A 20254-nucleotide genomic window follows, 5' to 3' on the forward strand; every position below is an offset into this window, starting at 1 on the left:
CTATGGAGCGAATCTTTTTTTATGTTTCTTTGCAAGCGTTTGCATTGGGCGTGATATAATGGCAAGAGGAGGGATGAGAGTGAACAGCATACGGACGAAGCTGACGGGGATGATCGCGCTAACGATTCTCGTCCCGGTCATTTTAGCGACGGTTGTCTCATATTGGTATGTGAAGGATCGTGAGCGTGAGCGGGGCTTACAGCTGACCGAATGGTCGCTCGAGCGTGGCACGCTACAATTCGAACGTTACATATCGGACTTGAGTCGTCTCCCGACGAGTCTTTATGCGAATCGGGACGTACTCGACATTTTAGAGTACGGTCCGGGTCTATCCCTCGAACAGACCGAGATTGAGGTGCGTCGAGCGCTACTTGGGATGTATTTATCACGAGAAGACGTCGCACAAATTCAATTGCTCATCCTTGAAGACATGGATTCATTTGCGGCTTATAAAATGAAAGTGTCACCTCGCTCGAAAAAAGAACCGAGTTCAATTCAGCAACAATTGCTTGAGAATAAGGAGAGCCGTGTGTTGCTCGAGGCGTCGCATTCGCTCGTTCCGTATCATGATTTCGGACCGATCGTATCCGAGCAAGAAGTCGTCACGCTCCATTTCCGGCTCGATAAAATCGAAACGGATACGCCGCTCGCCGTCTTATCCATCGACATTCCGGAAGACGTCTTCATCGGTCAACTCGCGTCATTACAAAACAATCCCGATGAGAGCCTCTGGTTCGTCGGGGCAGGTGAGCAAGTGTTCGCCCATCTCGGTGACGAAGTGATTCCAGACACGGTCGCACCGATGTCTGTGTCTACGGACGGAAAACATCATCGGATCATCAAATCGTTTGAGTTCGAGAATCAGCGGTTTTACGTCGGAAAATCGATTCCGGACCGCTTGCTGACGGAGCCGGCTTCTCGAACGTCGTTTATTATTTTTGTGGTTGGGGTGGTGTCACTTATTTTGGCGCTCATCGGCGCTACTTATGCATCGATGCGCTTGACGACCCCGATTAAGACGCTCACGTCAAACATTTGGCGAATCGAGCAAGGGGATATGACCGTCTCGTTCGATTCCCTCGGAAATGACGAGTTCGGGGTGCTCGGTCGACAATTTAAACGAATGATTGAACGCATCGATGATTTGATTCAGCGGGAATATCGGCTCGCGCTCGAGAATCGAACGAATGAGCTTCGAGCGCTCCAGGCCCAGACGAATCCACACTTTTTATTCAATGCGTTGCAGTCCATCGGAACACTGGCGCTGAAGGGCGACGGGAAAGTAGTGTATCGCCTGATTACGCAACTGTCCTCGATGATGCGCTATACGATGCATCCGGATGAATCATTGGTCATGTTGAAACGAGAGGTCGATCATTTGCATTCATACGTCCGGCTTCAGCACGTCCGTTTCCCAGACCAGTTCAACGTTGACGTCGACGTCCCTGAAGAGTTGCAGACGCTCACCGTCCCAAAGATGATTTTACAGCCGCTTGCCGAGAACTTTTTCAAGCACGGATTCGAGCGTGACGGGGCCTCGACATCAAACCGTTTTTCTCTTCGCATCCGTCAAGTCGGTCAGGAGCTCGTCATCCATTGTGAGAACAGCGGGCGAAAAATACCGAATGATCAACTGGACGCGTTAAACGAACGTATGGAACAGACGACCGAATTACGTACTGGGGCGGAAGGTACCGGTTTAAAGAACATTCGCGATCGTCTCATGTTAAACTATAAACGGGAGGCTGAATTTATGTTGGCTACGCCAGAGACAGGCGGTTTTCGCATTATCATGCGTTTTCCAGCGGTGAAGGAGGCAGATGCGTCATGACAAAAGTGTTGATTGTCGATGATGAGTCGCCGGTACGGGAAGCTGTCAAGTTACTCGGGGAATGGGAGCGTCTCGGTGTCACGACCTTGATGGAGGCGAGTGACGGGAATGAGGCGAAAGCATTGATTGCCAAAGAACGTCCCGCCCTCGTCCTATCGGACATTCAAATGCCAGGGTGCAACGGAATCGAGTTGATGGAGTGGGTCCATCAAGAAGCAGATTCGACAAAGTTGATCGTCTTGACCGGATACGATGAATATTCGTATATGCGGCGTGCGATTCAGCTCGGGAGCTTTGACTATCTCTTGAAACCGATTGACCCAGACGTGTTGAATGACACTCTCGAACGGGCACTTGTCGACATCTGCCCCTCGCTAGAAGACCCGATTGTCCAAATCGGTGCGTTCATCGAACGGCATTATGCGGAAGAACTGAGTCTGCAGGGAATGAGTGAGCGCTTTTTTTTAAGCCGTGAATACATATCGCGGCGCTTCAAGCAACATTATGGCGTCAACTTATCAGAGTATTTGCTCTCGATTCGCATGCTCGAGGCCAAACGTCTCCTTGAGACGAGTAGACAACGTATTTACGAGGTCGCCCAAGCGGTAGGCTTTTCGGACGATAAATACTTCCGAAAGGTCTTCAAGAAACACGTTGGTGTTACCCCGAATGAATATCGGGAACAAGATCAACGACAACCTTAAAGGAGGACATGAATCATGAGTGTACACATTGGAGCAAAAGAAGGACAAATCGCAGAAACGGTATTACTTCCAGGAGATCCGCTTCGTGCGAAATATATCGCCGAGACGTTCCTTGAAGACGTCGAATTGTACAATGAAGTCCGTGGCATGTACGGCTTCACAGGTACGTATAAAGGCAAACGCATCTCGGTGCAAGGGACAGGGATGGGTGTACCGTCGATGTCGATTTATGTGAATGAGTTGATCATGTCATATGGCGCAAAAAACTTGATTCGTGTTGGGACGGCCGGTGGAATTCAGGAAGACGTCAAAGTCCGTGACGTTGTCATCGCCATGAGTGCATCAAGTGAGATGGGACAAAACCGTGTCCGTTTCAACGGTATGGATTATGCACCGACTGCGACGTTCGACCTCCTACATCGTGCGTATATGAACGCCGAGAAAGCCGGCATCCCGGTTAAGGTCGGTCAAATCTTCACAGCGGATCAGTTCTATCAAGATGATTTCCATCACTTCAAGAAGTGGGCTGACTTCGGTTGTCTCGCCATCGAGATGGAAGCAGCTGGTCTCTACACGCTTGCAGCTAAACATAAAGTCAACGCGTTGACGATTCTTACAATCTCAGACCACTTGTTGACGGGGGAAGAGACGACGTCTGAAGAGCGTCAGTCGACGTTTGACGAGATGATTCGTGTCGCCCTCGACACAGCTGTCGAAGTAACCAACTAATCGTGTGCCCTACAAATTCGTTTGTAGGGCATTTTTGTGTCGGTGTGCTCAGTCGTCTATACAAAAGAAAGACGGCAAGCTAGACTGAAGCTGAAAACGTAGTCCTCACCGACTATGCCGAGGAGTTGAAACGATTGAATAAGACGTCAGCGTTTGTCATCTACAGTATCGTCTTTTTTGCCTTCTTTGATTTATTCGCTCAGCTTCCCGTCATGAGCACGTTCGCCGTCTCAGTCGGGGCGACGCCGTTCATCGCCGGCGTCGCGATTGCTATCTACTCGTTATCGAACACGTTCGGCAATATCTTGTCTGGCGTGTGGACGGATAAGATTGGTCCGAATCGCATCTTGCTAGCAGGTCTCCTGTTGTCGAGTGTGAGCCTGCTGTCCTACCACATCGTCGATCACCCGACGACGTTACTTGTCGTCCGTGTCGTCCACGGGTTTGTGGCCGGACTCATCGTCCCGGCCGCCTTCACCTTGTCCGCCAATTTGACGGTTGCGAACCGTCAAGGGAAGAAAGTCGCGCTCACCGGGAGCTTCGTCGGACTCGCCGCCATCCTCGGACCTGCCTTTAGCGGCATACTAGCGAGCCGCACGTCGGTGCCTGCCGTCTTTTCATTCGTTGCGCTCTACGGCGTGATTGTTGCTATCTTGACGTTGTTCGTCATGCGGTCATCCCGTTTGCCGGAACGGCCATCGGATGATGAGTCGCACGTGACGTCCCACGGGTTACAGCGCGACGTCTTCAAAGCATATGTCGGCGCGTTCTTGCTCATGTTTTCGCAAGGGGCGCTCGCTTACTTGTTGCCACTCTACGTCCAAACGCTCGGGTACGACTCCCGGTTGAGCGGGACGCTACTCAGTACGTTTGGTGTCGTGGCGGTCCTCGTCTTCGTCTTACCGACGAACCGATTATTCGACCGTCTTGAACCGACGAAACTTGCCGCATTCGGCATCGGCATCCTCGGCCTCAGTCAACTGCTCATCGGGAGCTCGACGAGTGCGATGGCGCTTTACGGGGTGCTCGCCGTTTACGGGCTCGGTTTTGCGATTTTATTCCCGGCCATCAACACCCTATTAATTCGCGCGACGACGCGAACGAATCGAGGGAAATCATACGGTTATTTTTATGCCTTCTTCTCGCTCGGCACGGTCGTCGGATCTGCATTGCTTGGCTGGATCACCATCGCGTTACCGTATAAATTCACGGTCACAGGTGTCGTCTTGCTTAGTGCTGCCGTCGGATTCAGCTTATTCGAACAGTTGCGCCGACGTGTCTTGACTACGAAGTCGGAGTGACGAGTCGTTTCCCATGAGAGGATTCAAAATGGTCGCGAGGGAAGCGAAAATGATAAGATGGAGGTAGCGTTATGACTCAAGGGAGGAACTTTCATGCTCGCACCGATTGAACAATTGTCAGTCAAGGAACTGATTCAGAAGCAACGCCGTTTCTATAAGACACAAGCGACCAAATCGCTCGCGTTTCGACTCAGTATGTTGACGTTTTTGAAAGAAGCCATCAAGCATCATGAACCAGAAATCATCGAGGCGCTCAAGACGGATTTGAACAAATCGGAACTCGATGCGTTCACGACTGAGATTGGCTTCATTTATGATGAAATCAATCGAACGACGCGCGAATTGAAACGCTGGATGCGCCCGAAACGTGTGAGCGGCGCGACGATTCATCTAGGGACGAAGAGTGAGATTATGTATGAACCGTATGGGACGGTCCTCGTCATCGCACCTTGGAATTATCCGTTCCAGCTTGCTATTGCCCCGCTCATCGGAGCCATCGCAGCCGGAAATACAGCCGTCGTCAAGCCATCGGAACTGACCCCGAACGTGGCCCGCATGATTACGACCGTGCTCGAACGCGCCTTCACTGACCGTTACGTCGTCAGCGTGGAGGGGGACAAAGACGTCGCTTCTGCGCTTCTCGCCGAGAAATGGGACCATATTTTCTTCACCGGGTCGACTGCTGTCGGGAAAATCGTAATGGATGCGGCGGCGAAACATTTGACGCCGGTCACACTTGAACTCGGCGGCAAATCACCTGCCATCGTGCATGAAGATGCGGTCATTGACATCGCGGCGAAACGGATCGCCTGGGGCAAATGGATGAACGCCGGTCAAACATGCGTCGCACCCGACTATGTTCTCGTTCACGAATCACGCCGAGATGAGTTTTTAGAGGCGATTAAGCGGGAGGCGTTTGCGATGTTCGGCAATGGGGTCGGGACAAAACGATTCACGCGCATCGTCAACACGAATCATTTTGACCGAATCACTCGTTATTTGGACGAGGGCGAGATTTACTTTGGCGGGGAGACTGACCGTGACCTCTTAAAAATTGCACCGACTGTGATGACAGACATCCAAGCGGAGGCGAACGTCATGAAGGATGAGATTTTCGGTCCGATTTTACCGGTTCTGACATATCGTGATTTGGACGAGGCGATTGAATTCGTTTCCGAACGTCCGCATCCGCTCGCACTTTATTTATTCACCGAATCGAAATCGGTCGAACAGAAGGCGTTCAAACATCTTGCATTCGGCGGAGGATGTGTCAACGATGTCCTCATGCATTTGACGAACCCGAACTTACCGTTTGGCGGAGTCGGCGACAGCGGCATCGGGTCGTACCACGGACGATACAGCTTTGAGACGTTCAGCCATGCGAAATCGATTTTACGAAACACGACAAAGTTTGATTTGCCGCTTCGGTACCCGAACTTTAAGGCGGCCGAGAAATTAATTCGTCTCGTCTACCGTTGAATGTAAACTGCAACCTAGAAGGGTTGCAGTTTTTGTATGCGTAAAAACGAAGATTGTTTGAAATGTCACATACTTCTGTGATGAAGCTACCTGTTCTCCTGTATAATAAATCCATACGATCAACAGGTACGAGACATTCATAAAGAATGATGGAGGGAGCAGGGCATGATGTCGACGAAATGTGGAACGACCCAACCGAACAGTTTCATCTTCTCGAGCGAGACAAAACAATTGTTGCTTGAAATGATGACGACGCAAGAGTACCCAAAGGCGAGCATCGTCTGTTGGGAAGGTGAAAAGTGTGACAAATTCTTTTATATAAAGAGTGGTGCGGTCAAGTTTACAAAAATCACGAAAAAAGGAAATCCACTTGTCATGTTTTTATTCGGCGCAGACGACTTTTTTGGTGAGTTCGACATCGTGGAATCCTACCCGAGTTCATATAGCATCGAGACGACAGAAGAAAGTGTCATCGGCACGATTTCGAAGCAAGAACTCGAGAAGCTCATGCAACAAGATATCCGGTTCGCAGGCGAGATCATTCGTTGGACCTCCATGATGCGGAAGCATTCAGAAATGAAAGTGCGCGACTTGCTGCTTTACGGAAAACCGGGAGCACTTGCCTCGACGTTGCTTCGGATGGCCGCGATGCATGGGATTGAAGAGGATGGTTGTGTCGTCATACCGAGACATCCGTCGGACGGGGAACTTGGTCAATTGATTGGTGCACCTCGAGAAACGGTCAATCGCCTCATGAGCCAATGGCGGAAGGATGGCGTCTTGACGACATCGTCTAATACGATTGCGATCCAAAATCTCGAATTCTTAAAAGAGCTATGTCACTGCGAAGGCTGTCCGGTTGGGATCTGCCGATTATAACGATTTTGAAACCGTCTCGTCACGAGACGGTTTTTCTTATGGCATTTGTGAATTTTATGTGTTGAAACTAAGCAAAAATGATGTGATTGTCACTTTTCGAGTGATAAAAGTCACATATTAATAGGGATTCGATTTCATACAATGAAGGTGGAAAACAAAGCGGAAAGGGGTGCTTCACGTGGATAAAAATAATGGGAAAGAGCCAGACTTGAGAGGCACGTTCACATCAGTCATGATCGTCGCGGGCGTCATCATCGCCATGTGGTCGTCGGTCTTTTACTTATTCCTTACACGATAATTCAGAAAGGAGTGACAGACATTGCATATTCATAAACTTGAAAAATATTGGTTAGGTTTCGGCATCATATTATTAGGCGTCTTCTTGACCGTCCTTGGCATTTCTGCATTTGCAGCAGGGAATCAACCGGCTTCTGATGCCGACTTGATCGATCCGGCCACCGTCCATCAGACGGCGCCGTTCGACAATCCGGGCTTACACAAAATCGGGGACAACGAATACGAGCTCGTCATGGTTGCCCAAGCGTTCACGTTCACACCAGGTAACGTCGAGATTCCAAAGGGTGCGAAAGTGACGTTCCTCGTCACGTCACCTGACGTCGTCCACGGCTTCCAGCTCGTCGGGACACCGGTCAACATGATGGTCGTACCGGGTCATATCAACTCACTCACGTATACGTTTAAAGAAACAGGAGAATTTCTAATCCTTTGTAACGAATATTGTGGGACCGGTCATCATATGATGTCGACAAAAATTAAGGTGGTGGAGTAACATGAACGACGTAGCTTCGAAATTAAAACAGTGGGAAATGGAACGGGGTGTGCCGGTACCGAGTATCGGTGTTAAAGAAGCACGCCTCGCCTATGCCCACGTCGTCATCTCGGTCCTTGCCGTCTTAATCGGTGGGTTGGCGGGACTCATGCAGACATTGATTCGAACCGGTGTCATTCCGGAAATCTTCGGTTATTATCAACTGTTGACCGCGCACGGCATCATGCTCGGTCTTGTCTTTACAACGATGTTCATTATCGGTCTTCTTTATGCGCTGCTCGCCAAGTCGTTCGGACGGTTCGAAGCCTTCCCGACACGCCTCGCCTGGCTCGGTTTTTGGATGATTATCGCCGGTGCGGTGCTCGTCACGATTATGGTACTCGCCAATAAGGCGACGGTGCTCTATACATTTTACGCGCCGCTCATGGCCGATCCGGTGTTTTATATCGGTCTCGTCTTGTTCGTCGTCGGGACGTGGCTCTCGGCGTTCGCCATGTTCCGAATGTACGCGGACTACAAGCGAGAGAATCCAGGGATTCACCCTCCACTTCCGGCGTTCATGAGTATTATGACGATGCTCCTTTGGGTCATCGCCACGCTCGGTGTCGCAGGGACAATCTTGTTCCAATTGCTCCCGCTCTCGCTCGGATGGACAGATACGGTCGGAATCGAGTTGTCGCGGACACTGTTCTGGTACTTCGGCCATCCACTCGTTTACTTTTGGCTCATGCCGGCCTATATCGTCTGGTATACGGTCGTGCCGAAAGTCATCGGTGGGAAGATCTTCTCGGATGCCCTCGCTCGAATGGCATTCCTGTTATTCTTGTTGTTCTCGTTCCCGGTCGGCTTCCACCATCAATTGACGGAGCCTGGAATCGATCCGTTCTGGAAGTTCGTCCAAGTCATTTTGACGTTCCTCGTCGTCATCCCATCGTTCATGACCGCGTTCTCGCTCTTTGCGACGTTTGAACTTCGGGGACGTACCCTCGGTGCTCGCGGCTTATTCGGCTGGGTGAAGAAGATGCCGTACAGTGACGTCCGCTTCCTCGCACCGTTCGTCGGCATGCTGTTCTTCATTCCGGCGGGTGCGGGCGGCATCATCAACGCTTCCCATCAATTGAACGCGATGGTGCACAACACATTGTGGGTGACCGGTCACTTCCATATCACGGTCGGTACGGCTGTCGCCTTGACGTTCTTCGGAACCGCGTATTGGCTCGTCCCTGTCCTACGTGGTCGTACCCTCACGAAAGCGATGAACCGCCTTGGATTACTTCAAACGGCAACATGGGCGTTCGGGATGTCGATTATGTCATATGCGATGCATATCTCAGGACTCCAAGGGAACCCGCGACGAACCGGTCCGGCGACATATTTCTCGGACGCGCTCACGCGGGAATGGATTCCGTACCATATCGCCATGGCAATTGGTGGGACAATCCTCTTACTCTCGGTCCTCATCTTCGTCTACTCGATGTTCAATTTATCGTTCCTCGCACCGAAAGGAGAGGAAGAGTTCCCGCTCGCCGAGACGGAAGAGGCCGCGATGGAGACGCCGCGCTTCTTCGAGAACTGGAAGCTTTGGATCACCGTCACGTTTGTCTTGATTGCGTTCGCTTATACGATTCCGATTTGGCACTTGATTGAAAGTGCGCCACCTGGCGCACGCGGTTGGGTGCTCTGGTAAACTGAAGTCAGCCCTCATGTGAGGGCTGGCTTTTTCGTGAGAGGAGTGGGGAAGGTGAACATCCTTCGGAAAAACATAAATCAGGCATACACCAAACATTCAGCGGGAAAACCCTTCATCGTCGCAATCGATGGGCTGAGCGGGTCGGGAAAGACGACGATGGTCGAGCAGTTACGCGACCTTTCAAAAGATGTAGTCGTCTTTCATATCGATGACTTCATCGTCGAGCGGTCCAAACGATACGGAACAGGCGAGTCGGAGGCGATGGAATATTATGCGCTCCAATGGGACGTCGACTTGCTCGTGAAGACATTGTTCAAGCCGCTACAGGAGGGGAAAACGAAGTTGACATTGCCTTATTATGAGCGCGACCGAGATGAGGTCATCAACCGAACGGTGGAAATCGCACCGAACGCACTCGTATTGATTGAAGGCATCTTTTTACTGCGTGACGAATGGCGACGATATTTTGACTATATCGTGTATCTCGACTGCCCTCGAGAAGTCCGGTATGAGCGGGCATTACATCGCGATACTTACATCGGCGACTTAGCGGAACGGCTTGACAAGTATACACGACGCTATTGGCCGGGCGAAGCGCACTATGTGAAGACCATCAATCCAAAGGCGAAGGCCGATCATATCGTTCATGCGGATTGACGCATCCATATTCAAGTGGATGCGTTTTTTTGTTGGATAGTTTTTACAAATAATTGTTGACAGTGAAGTGTATTACATTGATAATACAGTCAGATAGTGTATTAGTCGCATCATACACTTAGAGAGGTGGCCTATGATCATTCAATTTAACACGAGAGCCCCCGTCTATATCCAAGTCGTCGATTACTTCAAAAAGAAGATGGCGCTCGGAGAATTGCAGGCGGGTGAAGAAATGCCGTCCCGGCGCGAGCTCGCGACCGAACTGAAAATCAATCCGAACACTGTTCAAAAGGCGTTCAAAGAAATGGAGGAACAACAATTGATTACGACCGAACGGAACCGGCCGAGCCGCGTCACGACCGATGAACACATTTTAAAACGAATCCGCACGGAACTAGTTGACGAAGCGGTCGCTGTCTTCGTTGAATCGATTCAAGAGCTCGACGTCACGATGGATGAGCTCGTTGATAAAATCAAACGACAATACGGGGAGGAGAATCTCGATGATCGAAGTACTGGGAGTTAAGAAACGTTACCGCAAGAAACAAGTGCTTGAAGACGTGTCATTCACGGCTCAAAAAGGGGAAATCACGTGTTTGATCGGATTGAACGGTACTGGGAAATCTACGATTTTGAAAGGCATCATGGGCCTCACTCCGTTCGACCGGGGCACGGTGCTCGTCGATGGGGAACCGCTCGATTTGAATCGCGTGGCGTTCGTTCCGGATCACTCGACGTTTCCGATTCACTTCACGATCGAGCAGTGTGAGGCGTTCATGCGCGACTTTTATCCAAAATTCGATTCGAAACTGTTTGCCCGTCTCGTCGATGAGTTCAAGCTGTTCCTAGAAGACAAGTTAAACGAGCTGTCGAAAGGGACACTCGCGAAAGTGAACTTGGCGCTCGGCATCGCGCAAGATCCGGACTATTTATTGCTCGACGAGCCGTTTTCAGGGATCGACGTGTTCTCAAAAGAACAGATCGTCGAGTTGTTTTCGAGTGATTTGATGGAAAACCGAGGCGTGTTGATTACGACGCACGAGATTGACGATATCGAATATTTGGTCGACAAGGCCGTCATCTTGAACCGAGGACGAATCGTTCGTGAGTTCGACGTCGAGGACGTCCGTTTCATTCACGGTAAGTCGATTGTCGATGTCATGAGAGAGGAGTACGGGGCATGAATTTATTAAAGTTAGTCGGATGGGAAGTCGAACGGGTGACAAAACCATACCTCATTTTGATTTCACTGCTCGTCGTCACACAGTTCGCATGGCTTGGTTATTTCTTATGGAGCGAGACAGCGTTTTATGAAGAGATGCGTCGTACCGGGACGCCGGATTATGTGTTGACGTTTAGTAATTATATCGGGGGCACCCCATTCATCTTGTCGATTGGATTTGCCGTCACGGCGATGCTCATGTATAGCTTTTGGATTTGGTATCGCGACTTCCAAGGCCGTGGTACGTTCATGATGCGGTTGTTGATGATTCCGCAACAGCGGATGTTCGTCTTCACTGCGAAACTTTTCACGATGATGTTGATGGTACTCGGACTGTTTTCGATTCAGTGGATTGTATTAAAGATTGAGTACATAGCGTTCACAAATTGGTTCAATTCACAAATGATGCCGATTAGCGGCTCTTTTGAGCGGGCCATTAGCTTCGATGGAGCGTTAGCAATCATGTTTCCAGCCTCACTATTCAACTTTTTCGTACATCAAATAGTAATTGTCCTCGTCATTTTGTTTATTTTTACGTTTGTATTAATTGAACGAAGTCTTTGGCAACACACAATTTGGGCATCTGTGTTCGCTGGTTTGAAACTTGTAGGTATTTTGGCCGTCCCGATTATTGGATACTTTTTTATAGAAAAACGCTTAATTTATGATGAAACGCTTTTATTTATCGGAGGCGTATTAGTCAGTATGTTCTTTATGACGGTCTGGATGATCCGACACTATTTGACAAAGAAATTGAATGTGTGAGGTGACGAGATGAAACGAATTTGGAACGTGATTGCTCTTGGAGCCATCATTGTGATTGGATTGGGCACGTTTGCAGTAAACGCGACAGAAACGACTGCAGAGTGGGTGCTTAAAGTCGGATCAAATCCGACGGTTTGGAAAGACAGAACAGTTGATGTCAGTTATAGTATGCAAGATGCTGTTAATAAACAGTTTGAAGTTACATTGGAAGAAAGTCGTCCGACGACGAATTTGAGTTATTTCGAAGAAGGGCTTCGTTATCGAGAACGATTGAGCGGGGATGAACGTAAAATCCATCGACAAATGAATCGTTTGACGTTCGCTCAATCGATTCAAACCGGTCGAGGTTTCCTTGGTATCGGACAACGAGGGAATGACGAGCTAGTCGTCTTTAAACAACTTGATGGAGAGAGCATATCTACTTACACATTTGAAGGGAAAGATAGTCAAATTTCTGATGTTATTACAGGATTTTGGGCAGGGTTATTTGTTCAAAAAAATGAATTAAATTTAATTTATCGTGAAGGGCATGACGGGGAAGAACGGACGATGCTCGCGACGTTTAATGAAGCAATGAATGATGTCACAGTCTCAGAGATAAAAATGGATAAAGGGTTCGTTTCACATGTGTTTGGAACAAATCGATTTTATAATACGAACATGTTGATGGAAAAGCAGGATACTCGATTTGTACCTGTTGGGGTAGGAGGATATGAGTCGGTCATAGAATATGGACAAACATCTTATAATCAAACAGATTTATCTGGATTATATGCATATGATACGAAAGAACGTCAAGTTGTCAAGTTGCTATCAGATAAGGAGTTTTGGACATCTACGATAGTTGATAATGAATTGATTGCTTTAACCGCTGAGGGAGATGAAGTGGTCATTGATTTAAATACGTTGAAACAGACGACGAGAAAAACACTGGAAGGTTCAGTCAAAGAGGCATACTACTTAGACAACCTACTTTATCAGGTTCGCTCCATAAAAGATGGGGTCATCATCGATGTGTACGAAGACGGCGAACAAATCTCGAGTGCGACGGTTTTAGCTGAAAATGATGAAGCGAAAGCGATGCTCAATCATGCTACATTTTATGTGAGATAAAAATAACCGAGAGGCGACCGCCTCTCGGTTATTTTGATGGTTTCGGAATGATGACGCCTTCTTCTAAATCGAGCAACAAATCAATCAGTTCCGCACAAAACTCGGGGAACTGGTCAAGAAACGCACCCGGGCCGACCTCGTCTGTGAAATCGATATATAAATCGGATACGTTACCCGCCATCTTTTTCGGGAGGGCGAGGAACGCCGATCCGAAACGCCAGCTGCCGCGAATGTCGAGCAACTTCCCGAGCATGATGTCACCGAGCTCCCGCTTCTCAGGGAGGTTGACCACGTATGTTTCTTTCGTTTCCCAGTCGCGAAGACCGTTCTCGGTCACTTCAAAGACCGAACAGCGAGGGACGGCGAGCCCGCGGAGCGCATGATACAGGGCCGGGGACATATCTGCTTTATGATCCGCCAAATAGCGACCGTGCGGTGTCATCCCGTCCTCGTCCGTCTCAAAGAAGACGGCCCAATCGATGAACAGATCGCGGAACAGTTCGGCGTCTTTTAAATGCCATGTGCCTTCCGAGGCGATTTCTTGAATATAGTTCGTCCATTGTGTGCTTCGTGCGAGTGCTGCCTGCTCATACAACTTTTTCAGTTCGGCCAGCAATTCGGACTCTTCCACAAGCAATGGGAATGGAATCACTTTCCGGTCTTTTTTCATCGTCTTGGTCCTCGCTTGTTCGCGGGACGCTTGACGACTTTCGGTTTGTCTTCGATTCGTTTCTCGATGACATCGCCGCGGTAAATCTCGAGCTCCTTCAACTCAACACCGAGTTGACGGGCGAACGCCTTCAAGTGCTTCAAGTCCTCATCGGTCACGAGAGAGAGGACAGTCCCAGCGGCATTTCCACGAGCCGTCCGGCCAGAGCGGTGAATGAAGTCGTCAATCGACTCGGGCAAGTCGAAATGGACGACGTGCGTCACTTCTTCGATGTCAAGGCCACGAGCGGCAAGGCCCGTCGTAATGAGGAGCGGGTACTCGCCTTTGCGGAATTCCCGGAGCGTCTCGACGCGTTCCCGTTTCCCTTTTAAGCTGTCGAGCATCCGATAGTTCACGTTCATTTTTTCGAGCTCTCCTTTTAACGGAGGCAAGAACGAGCGGTTGTTGATGAACGCGAGCGCTTTGACACCGTCGACGTGAGACAGACGACGGAGTAGTTCCGGTTTATAGCGGCGCGTCGTCAACATGTAGCCGTACGTCACTTGGTTATTCACGGCCCGCTCGATTTTGATGTGAGCCGGTTCGTTCAAAAATGGTGCGGCCCAGTCCGTTAACGAGTCTGTCAATGTCGCCGACACGAGGGCGATTTGACGATTTGCTGCTGTATGCTTGATGATGCGTTCTGCAGTCTCAGTGAGTCCGCTGTCGATGATTTGATCCGCTTCATCGAGAATGACAGTGTGCGTCTCATGCAACTTCAATTTTTTCTTTTCAATCAATTCGACGAGACGTCCCGGCGTCCCGACAATCAAATGCGGTTTTTTCTTCAAGCGGTCGATTTGACGCTTCAGCTCAACCCCACCGATGAATGAGCCGATCCGGACATCACCTTTCTCTGTGAAGCGCTGCGCGACGTTTTGAATCTGCATGACGAGTTCCCGTGTTGGAGCGACGATGACGACTTGGATGCGTTCGTTCGTCGGGTCGATTTTTTCAATCGCTGGTAGCAAATAAGCGAGCGTCTTTCCGGTGCCGGTCGGCGCCTCGATGGTCACGTCTTTGCCGTCTAGCAAGAGCGGGAACGCTTCCGCTTGGACCGGCATCGGTTCATTGAAGCCGAGGCGTTCCCAGGCTTCATTAATAAATGGCTTTGTAAAGTTCATATCAGTTCTCCTTATCGTTGGGCAAAAACAAAGGAAGCATAAGCGCTCCCTGTCTCAAATATAACGAACATGTTCAGTGTCGCCGTCAAATGACGAGCGGAGTGTCTGCGTATACGTTTGGCCGTCTTCGATGAGCGAAATGTGCACATCCATCCCGTCGGCTGTCCGTTCAATGCCTTCGAGTGTAAATCCTTGATAGACGCGGTACTGTAACTCCGCTACTAGCTGCTCATACGGCTTCAATTCAGGATGTGTCTCGATCACGTCAAGCGGGCGCGCGACGAGTGTGACGAGCAAACTGTCTCGATAATCGATGAAATCTTCATTCTCGATGTCATCATCGAAACGAATCCAAAATCCTGCATCTTCAAATTCTGTGATGAATCCGTCACGCGATTCTCCAGCTGAATCGACTTTAAGTGAAATCCGGTCCCCGACTTTTAAGTCGTGTTCGGGTGTCAATGGTTCATACGTCATGGGAAGAACCCCTTCCTCTTCTACAATGTTCTGCCTTCATTGTGTCTGAAATGCGTCAAAAATTCAAGTTCTATCCCCGGAGTGTGAGGGATATCACGCATGAAACTGTATACTTTGTCACAGATATTCATGATGAGTACAGATAGAGTGAAACATAAGTCGTGGCGGGCATCACCTGTTTCAAATTAGTTAGAAGGTACGGTATAACAGATGGTGAAGCGCTTACAAAAAGCGAGGGATATCAACGTTCATTAGATTGTTACAACATTCACAAGTTCGTAATACATCTTGTTCACTTTTTCACGTACACTCATATTATAGAAAGCAGGCAGTTATCTCAACCTATGAGGAGTGACCAACCATGGCAACCGAAATCAAATCAGCGTGGTCAGGATTTGTTCCTGGTCAATGGACGACGGAAGTGAACGTCGGGGAGTTTATTCGATTGAACCGGCACGAGTATACAGGAGACGACCGTTTCTTGGCAGGCCCGACAGAGGCGACAAATCGTCTTTGGGCGCATGTGATGGAATTGACGAAACAAGAACGAGAACGTGGCGGGGTTTGGGATGTTGATCAACATACCCCATCGACCATCATCTCGCACGGACCAGGATACTTAGACAAAGCGTTAGAAAAAGTCGTCGGCGTTCAGACGGATGAGCCGTTCAAACGTTCAATCCACCCGAACGGCGGGATTCGGATGGTCGATGCGGCCCTCGAATCGTACGGGTTCGAGCCGGATCCACAGATTACCAAGATTTATTCGGACATTCGGAAAACGCACAACCAAGGCGTTTTCGATGCGTATACGCCTGAAATGCGTGCAGCTCGGAAATCCGGGATCATCACCGGTCTTCCTGACGCGTATGGACGCGGACGCATCATCGGAGACTATCGCCGCGTCGCTCTCTATGGTGTCGACTTCTTGATGGCTGAACGGAAGAAAGATTTGGCAAACCGTGGTGGCTTCTTATCTGAAGCCGACATCCGCACACGCGAAGAGATGTCGGAACAACTCCGAGCGCTTCAAGAATTGAAACAACTCGGTACGGCGTACGGGTTTGACCTCGGCCGGCCGGCGGAAAATACACAAGAGGCGTACCAATGGGTGTACCTCGCCTATCTCGCTGCGGTCAAAGAACAAAACGGTGCAGCTATGTCACTCGGACGCGTTTCGACGTTCCTCGACGTCTATGCTGAGCGTGACATCGAAGCCGGTCGATTGACGGAGTCGGATGTCCAAGAAATCGTCGATCACTTCATTATGAAGCTTCGAATCGTCAAGTTTTTACGGACGCCAGACTATAATGAACTGTTCTCAGGTGACCCGACATGGGTGACCGAGTCAATCGGAGGCATGAGTGAAGACGGTCGCTCGAACGTGACGAAGAGCTCGTTCCGCTTCTTGCATTCCCTCTCAAACCTCGGCCCGGCTCCTGAGCCGAACTTGACGGTGCTCTGGTCGACGAAATTGCCAGAAGGGTTCAAACAATACTGTGCGAAGATGTCGATTGAGACGTCGGCCATCCAATATGAAAACGATGATCTCATGCTTCCGACGTTCGGTGACGATTATGGCATCGCCTGCTGTGTGTCGCCGATGAAGATCGGGAAACAGATGCAATTTTTCGGCGCCCGCGCCAACATGGCGAAAGCACTCCTCTACAGCATGAACGGGGGACGCGATGAGAAGAGCGGCGACCAAATCGCACCGGCTTGGGAGATGAACACGGAAGACGTCCTCACGTACGAAAAAGTGTACGCCGACTTTGACCGGACGCTCGATTGGCTCGCTGAACTATACGTCAACACGCTCAATGTCATTCACTTCATGCATGACAAATATGCGTACGAACGGATTGAAATGGCGCTCCACGACCCAGAAATTTTACGGACGATGGCATGTGGGATCGCCGGCCTCTCGGTCACAGCTGACAGTCTTTCCGCCATCAAGTATGCGACGGTGAAACCGGTCCGAAACGAACAAGGCATTGCTATCGACTTCGAGACAGAAGGCGACTTCCCGAAATTCGGCAACAACGACGACCGTGTCGATGCAATCGCCGTCGAACTCGTTGAATCGTTCATGCAAAAAGTACGCAAGCATAAAACATACCGTGACGCGCTCCATACGCAGTCGGTCTTGACAATCACATCGAACGTCGTCTACGGCAAGAAGACCGGGAACACACCGGACGGCCGCCGCGCCGGCGAACCGTTCGCACCGGGTGCGAACCCGATGCACGGCCGGGATACGAAAGGGGCTGCCGCGTCGCTCTCATCTGTCGCGAAACTTCCGTTCGAACACGCGCAAGATGGTATCTCATACACGTTCTCGATTGTCCCGAAAGCGCTCGGTAAAGAAGAAGTGGCCCGTGAACTCAACTTAGCGGCACTCCTTGACGGTTATATGGGCGGGGCACATAAAGGCCATCACTTGAACGTCAACGTCTTCAACCGTGAGACGTTGCTCGATGCGATGGAGCATCCGGAAGAATATCCACAGCTCACGATCCGTGTCTCAGGCTACGCGGTCAACTTCATCAAGTTGACACGTGAGCAACAGATTGACGTCATCAACCGGACGTTCCACGGTTCATTGTAAACAAAGGCTTTAGCGGCTCATGCCGCTCACTCGTTAGGAGGTCATTTCGATGACAATGGGATATGTACACTCGGTCGAATCGTTTGGAACCGTTGACGGCCCGGGGATTCGTTTTATCGTCTTTTTACAAGGTTGTGCGCTGCGTTGTCTCTATTGCCATAACGCTGACACGTGGGATTTCAAAAAGAATAACCATCGTTCGGCCGAGGACGTTATTCAAGAAGCGCTCAGCTATCGTCCGTTCATGGAAGCGTCAAAAGGCGGCATCACGATTTCTGGGGGCGACCCGCTCGCACAGCCGGAGTTTTTAGAGGCGCTGTTGCGTGAAGCGAAGAAACACGGGCTTCATACGACACTCGACACGTCGGGTGCACTCCGTCCCCCTAACTTGGACGCGATTTTGGACCATACCGATCTCGTCTTGCTTGATATTAAACATATCGACGATGAGATGTGTAAGAAACTGACCGGACGGAGCAACGTCAACACGCTCGCGCTCGCGGAACACTTATCCGAGCGCGGAACGAACATGTGGATTCGCCACGTCCTCGTCCCGGAATGGACACTCGATGAAGGCGCACTCCGCCGTACCGCGGCGTTCATTCGAAAACTCGACCACGTCGAGAAGGTCGAAATCTTACCGTACCATGAGATGGGCGTCTATAAATGGGAGGCGCTCGGCCTTGACTACCCGCTTAAAGGGATTAAACCGCCTACGTCGGAAGAAGTTGAATGGGCGGAAGGGATTTTGCAAGGAACGATTTAAAAAAACTGCGCAGACCGTCATGGTCTGCGCAGTTTTTGGATTACAGATGCTTTTGACTCACGTGCAGCCGGATGGCTTCCTCATCGAGCGGGCGTTTAGCAACGCCTGTTTCGACAGCGGCTTTCGCAACAGCGACGGCGACGGCCGGTGCGACGCGTTCATCGAACGGGCTCGGGATGACGACCCCGTTCGCCAAATCTTCTTCTGTCAACAGGTCGGCAATCGCGTGGACGGCGGCTTCCTTCATTTCCTCATTGATTTCGGTCGCGCGAACATCAAGCGCGCCACGGAAAATACCTGGGAAGGCGAGAACGTTGTTCACTTGGTTGGCGAAGTCCGAGCGACCGGTCGCGACGATGCGGGCGCCGGCGTTTGTCGCGAGGTCCGGCATAATCTCCGGGACCGGGTTGGCGAGGGCGAAAATGATTGGGTCGACGGCCATTGAATGGACCATCTCTTCCGTGACCGCCCCGGCTGCCGAGACGCCGATAAAGACGTCGGCCCCTTCGAGCACGTCCGAAAGCGACCCTTCGTGCTGTTTCTTGTTCGTCGCTTTGGCGATTTGGTCTTTGAACGGGTTCATCCCTTCGACACGTCCTTCATAAATCGCGCCTTTCGTGTCACAGATGACGAGGTCCTCGACGCCGAATCGCTTCAACAGTTTGGCGATGGCGATACCGGCTGCACCGGCACCGTTCATGACGACGCGGAGTTCAGGCATCGTCTTGTCGACAAGGCGTAGCGCGTTGACGAGACCAGCCAAAACGACGATGGCCGTGCCGTGTTGATCGTCATGGAAGACGGGAATCGGAAGCGATTGCTTTAAGCGAGACTCGATCTCAAAACATTCCGGTGCTTTAATGTCTTCTAGGTTGACCGCGCCGAACGTCGGAGCAAGCAGTTCGACCGTTCGAACGATCTCGTCGACGTCATGCGTGTCGAGGCAGATTGGGAACGCATCGACGCCGGCGAAGCTTTTAAACAATACGGCTTTCCCTTCCATGACCGGGAGGGCGGCCTCAGGTCCGATATTTCCAAGACCGAGGACGGCGCTGCCATCTGAGACGACGGCGACGGTATTGGCTCGGAGTGTATAGTCATAGGACAGCTCTTTATCGTCAGCGATACGTCGGCACGGCTCGGCCACACCGGGCGAGTAGGCGAGGCTGAGCGCCTCCTTCGTGTCGACCTCGACTTTCGGAGTCGTTTCTAATTTTCCGTGATGGAAAGCATGCATCTCGAGTGCGCGTTCGTTCAATGTTTTCATATCTCTCTCCCTATGGCTAAAACGATTTTGTCTATGGCAATTCGTGTCCATTGTAACGGAGAAACCGCTTTCTTTCGAGGGATTTGTGCACATTTGATGGAACAATTTCTGAACGGATGTTCACAAATGTCGGACTCATGATA

20 protein-coding genes are annotated in these 20254 nt (G+C 50.4%); 16 read left to right on the forward strand and 4 right to left on the reverse strand.

Translation table 11 applies throughout. From position 1 onward, the window contains the following. Positions 1 to 73: 73 nt before the first annotated feature. The 14 genes from KNP92_RS13045 (at position 74) to KNP92_RS13110 (ending at position 13160) form a co-directional block, all read left to right on the forward strand. Complete coding sequence (locus tag KNP92_RS13045) at positions 74 to 1831, forward strand: sensor histidine kinase (protein ID WP_214841207.1); 1758 nt, start codon at positions 74 to 76, stop codon at positions 1829 to 1831. Further along, positions 1828 to 2535 carry a response regulator transcription factor gene (locus KNP92_RS13050; RefSeq protein ID WP_214841209.1) on the forward strand — a complete coding sequence of 236 codons (708 nt, stop codon included), beginning with the start codon at positions 1828 to 1830 and terminating at the stop codon, positions 2533 to 2535. The genes KNP92_RS13045 and KNP92_RS13050 overlap by 4 nt, the downstream gene beginning before the upstream one ends. A 15-nt stretch (positions 2536 to 2550) precedes the next feature. Further along, positions 2551 to 3264: a purine-nucleoside phosphorylase gene (gene deoD, locus KNP92_RS13055; protein WP_214841211.1), complete on the forward strand. Its 714-nt coding sequence runs from the start codon at positions 2551 to 2553 to the stop codon at positions 3262 to 3264. Between the two features lie 134 nt (positions 3265 to 3398). Next, entirely contained in the window at positions 3399 to 4565 is a 1167-nt protein-coding gene (locus KNP92_RS13060; RefSeq protein WP_214841213.1) for an MFS transporter, read from the forward strand. A 93-nt stretch (positions 4566 to 4658) separates the two neighbouring features. After that, the gene (locus tag KNP92_RS13065) at positions 4659 to 6044 is read left to right on the forward strand and encodes an aldehyde dehydrogenase (RefSeq protein ID WP_214841215.1); all 1386 of its coding nucleotides are present in this window, start codon (positions 4659 to 4661) and stop codon (positions 6042 to 6044) included. 165 nt (positions 6045 to 6209) lie between these two features. Further along, the gene (locus tag KNP92_RS13070) at positions 6210 to 6923 is read left to right on the forward strand and encodes a Crp/Fnr family transcriptional regulator (protein WP_251136591.1); all 714 of its coding nucleotides are present in this window, start codon (positions 6210 to 6212) and stop codon (positions 6921 to 6923) included. Positions 6924 to 7101: 178 nt separating this feature from the next. Then, a complete protein-coding gene (locus tag KNP92_RS13075) occupies positions 7102 to 7221 on the forward strand; it encodes a cytochrome c oxidase subunit 2A (protein ID WP_251136608.1) in 120 nt (39 codons plus the stop codon). Positions 7222 to 7242: 21 nt separating this feature from the next. Beyond that, positions 7243 to 7713, forward strand: coding sequence for a cytochrome c oxidase subunit II (locus tag KNP92_RS13080; protein ID WP_214841219.1), 471 nt, complete (start codon positions 7243 to 7245; stop codon positions 7711 to 7713). A gap of 1 nt (position 7714) precedes the next feature. Continuing rightward, positions 7715 to 9400, forward strand: a complete 1686-nt coding sequence (locus KNP92_RS13085; RefSeq protein ID WP_251136592.1) for a b(o/a)3-type cytochrome-c oxidase subunit 1 — start codon at positions 7715 to 7717, stop codon at positions 9398 to 9400. 54 nt (positions 9401 to 9454) lie between these two features. Continuing rightward, positions 9455 to 10060, forward strand: a complete 606-nt coding sequence (locus tag KNP92_RS13090; RefSeq protein ID WP_260564092.1) for a kinase — start codon at positions 9455 to 9457, stop codon at positions 10058 to 10060. Between the two features lie 133 nt (positions 10061 to 10193). Then, a complete protein-coding gene (locus tag KNP92_RS13095) occupies positions 10194 to 10586 on the forward strand; it encodes a GntR family transcriptional regulator (protein WP_214841223.1) in 393 nt (130 codons plus the stop codon). After that, positions 10564 to 11244: an ABC transporter ATP-binding protein gene (locus KNP92_RS13100; RefSeq protein ID WP_214841225.1), complete on the forward strand. Its 681-nt coding sequence runs from the start codon at positions 10564 to 10566 to the stop codon at positions 11242 to 11244. The genes KNP92_RS13095 and KNP92_RS13100 overlap by 23 nt, the downstream gene beginning before the upstream one ends. Then, a complete protein-coding gene (locus KNP92_RS13105) occupies positions 11241 to 12047 on the forward strand; it encodes a hypothetical protein (protein WP_214841227.1) in 807 nt (268 codons plus the stop codon). Before KNP92_RS13100 ends, KNP92_RS13105 begins: the two co-directional genes overlap by 4 nt. Before the next feature lie 9 nt (positions 12048 to 12056). After that, positions 12057 to 13160: a hypothetical protein gene (locus KNP92_RS13110; protein ID WP_214841234.1), complete on the forward strand. Its 1104-nt coding sequence runs from the start codon at positions 12057 to 12059 to the stop codon at positions 13158 to 13160. 28 nt (positions 13161 to 13188) lie between these two features. On the opposite strand, the gene KNP92_RS13115 is transcribed toward KNP92_RS13110, so the two are convergent. Genes KNP92_RS13115 through KNP92_RS13125 form a run of 3 tightly spaced genes read right to left on the reverse strand, consistent with a single transcriptional unit; the run spans position 13189 to position 15470 of the window. Beyond that, complete coding sequence (locus KNP92_RS13115) at positions 13189 to 13830, reverse strand: hypothetical protein (RefSeq protein ID WP_214841236.1); 642 nt, start codon at positions 13828 to 13830, stop codon at positions 13189 to 13191. Continuing rightward, positions 13827 to 14993 carry a DEAD/DEAH box helicase gene (locus KNP92_RS13120; protein ID WP_214841238.1) on the reverse strand — a complete coding sequence of 389 codons (1167 nt, stop codon included), beginning with the start codon at positions 14991 to 14993 and terminating at the stop codon, positions 13827 to 13829. Before KNP92_RS13120 ends, KNP92_RS13115 begins: the two co-directional genes overlap by 4 nt. A gap of 54 nt (positions 14994 to 15047) precedes the next feature. Then, positions 15048 to 15470: a hypothetical protein gene (locus KNP92_RS13125; RefSeq protein ID WP_214841240.1), complete on the reverse strand. Its 423-nt coding sequence runs from the start codon at positions 15468 to 15470 to the stop codon at positions 15048 to 15050. A 361-nt stretch (positions 15471 to 15831) separates the two neighbouring features. On the opposite strand from KNP92_RS13125, the gene pflB reads away from it, so the two are divergent. Then, positions 15832 to 18078 carry a formate C-acetyltransferase gene (gene pflB, locus KNP92_RS13130; protein WP_214841242.1) on the forward strand — a complete coding sequence of 749 codons (2247 nt, stop codon included), beginning with the start codon at positions 15832 to 15834 and terminating at the stop codon, positions 18076 to 18078. Positions 18079 to 18127: 49 nt separating this feature from the next. After that, entirely contained in the window at positions 18128 to 18844 is a 717-nt protein-coding gene (gene pflA, locus KNP92_RS13135) for a pyruvate formate-lyase-activating protein (RefSeq protein ID WP_214841244.1), read from the forward strand. Between the two features lie 40 nt (positions 18845 to 18884). Here the strand turns inward: pflA and KNP92_RS13140 are convergent, their stop codons facing one another. Then, on the reverse strand, positions 18885 to 20111 hold the full coding sequence (locus KNP92_RS13140; protein WP_214841246.1) for an NAD(P)-dependent malic enzyme: 1227 nt from the start codon (positions 20109 to 20111) through the stop codon (positions 18885 to 18887). Positions 20112 to 20254: the final 143 nt, after the last annotated feature.

The organism is Exiguobacterium sp. s122, from assembly GCF_018618475.1.
Taxonomy (GTDB): Bacteria; Bacillota; Bacilli; order Exiguobacteriales; family Exiguobacteriaceae; genus Exiguobacterium; species Exiguobacterium himgiriensis.

What these genes read in the sequence shown, in the direction of transcription:
- deoD (WP_214841211.1), top strand. Translation starts at nt 2,551, where the DNA reads ATGAGTGTACACATTGGAGCAAAAGAAGGACAAATCGCAGAAACGGTA.
- KNP92_RS13070 (WP_251136591.1), top strand. Translation starts at nt 6,210, where the DNA reads ATGATGTCGACGAAATGTGGAACGACCCAACCGAACAGTTTCATCTTC.
- KNP92_RS13140 (WP_214841246.1), bottom strand. Translation starts at nt 20,111, where the DNA reads ATGAAAACATTGAACGAACGCGCACTCGAGATGCATGCTTTCCATCAC.
- KNP92_RS13045 (WP_214841207.1), top strand. Translation starts at nt 74, where the DNA reads ATGAGAGTGAACAGCATACGGACGAAGCTGACGGGGATGATCGCGCTA.
- KNP92_RS13065 (WP_214841215.1), top strand. Translation starts at nt 4,659, where the DNA reads ATGCTCGCACCGATTGAACAATTGTCAGTCAAGGAACTGATTCAGAAG.
- pflA (WP_214841244.1), top strand. Translation starts at nt 18,128, where the DNA reads ATGACAATGGGATATGTACACTCGGTCGAATCGTTTGGAACCGTTGAC.
- KNP92_RS13120 (WP_214841238.1), bottom strand. Translation starts at nt 14,993, where the DNA reads ATGAACTTTACAAAGCCATTTATTAATGAAGCCTGGGAACGCCTCGGC.
- KNP92_RS13085 (WP_251136592.1), top strand. Translation starts at nt 7,715, where the DNA reads ATGAACGACGTAGCTTCGAAATTAAAACAGTGGGAAATGGAACGGGGT.
- KNP92_RS13125 (WP_214841240.1), bottom strand. Translation starts at nt 15,470, where the DNA reads ATGACGTATGAACCATTGACACCCGAACACGACTTAAAAGTCGGGGAC.
- KNP92_RS13110 (WP_214841234.1), top strand. Translation starts at nt 12,057, where the DNA reads ATGAAACGAATTTGGAACGTGATTGCTCTTGGAGCCATCATTGTGATT.
- KNP92_RS13105 (WP_214841227.1), top strand. Translation starts at nt 11,241, where the DNA reads ATGAATTTATTAAAGTTAGTCGGATGGGAAGTCGAACGGGTGACAAAA.
- KNP92_RS13100 (WP_214841225.1), top strand. Translation starts at nt 10,564, where the DNA reads ATGATCGAAGTACTGGGAGTTAAGAAACGTTACCGCAAGAAACAAGTG.
- KNP92_RS13095 (WP_214841223.1), top strand. Translation starts at nt 10,194, where the DNA reads ATGATCATTCAATTTAACACGAGAGCCCCCGTCTATATCCAAGTCGTC.
- KNP92_RS13115 (WP_214841236.1), bottom strand. Translation starts at nt 13,830, where the DNA reads ATGAAAAAAGACCGGAAAGTGATTCCATTCCCATTGCTTGTGGAAGAG.
- KNP92_RS13050 (WP_214841209.1), top strand. Translation starts at nt 1,828, where the DNA reads ATGACAAAAGTGTTGATTGTCGATGATGAGTCGCCGGTACGGGAAGCT.
- pflB (WP_214841242.1), top strand. Translation starts at nt 15,832, where the DNA reads ATGGCAACCGAAATCAAATCAGCGTGGTCAGGATTTGTTCCTGGTCAA.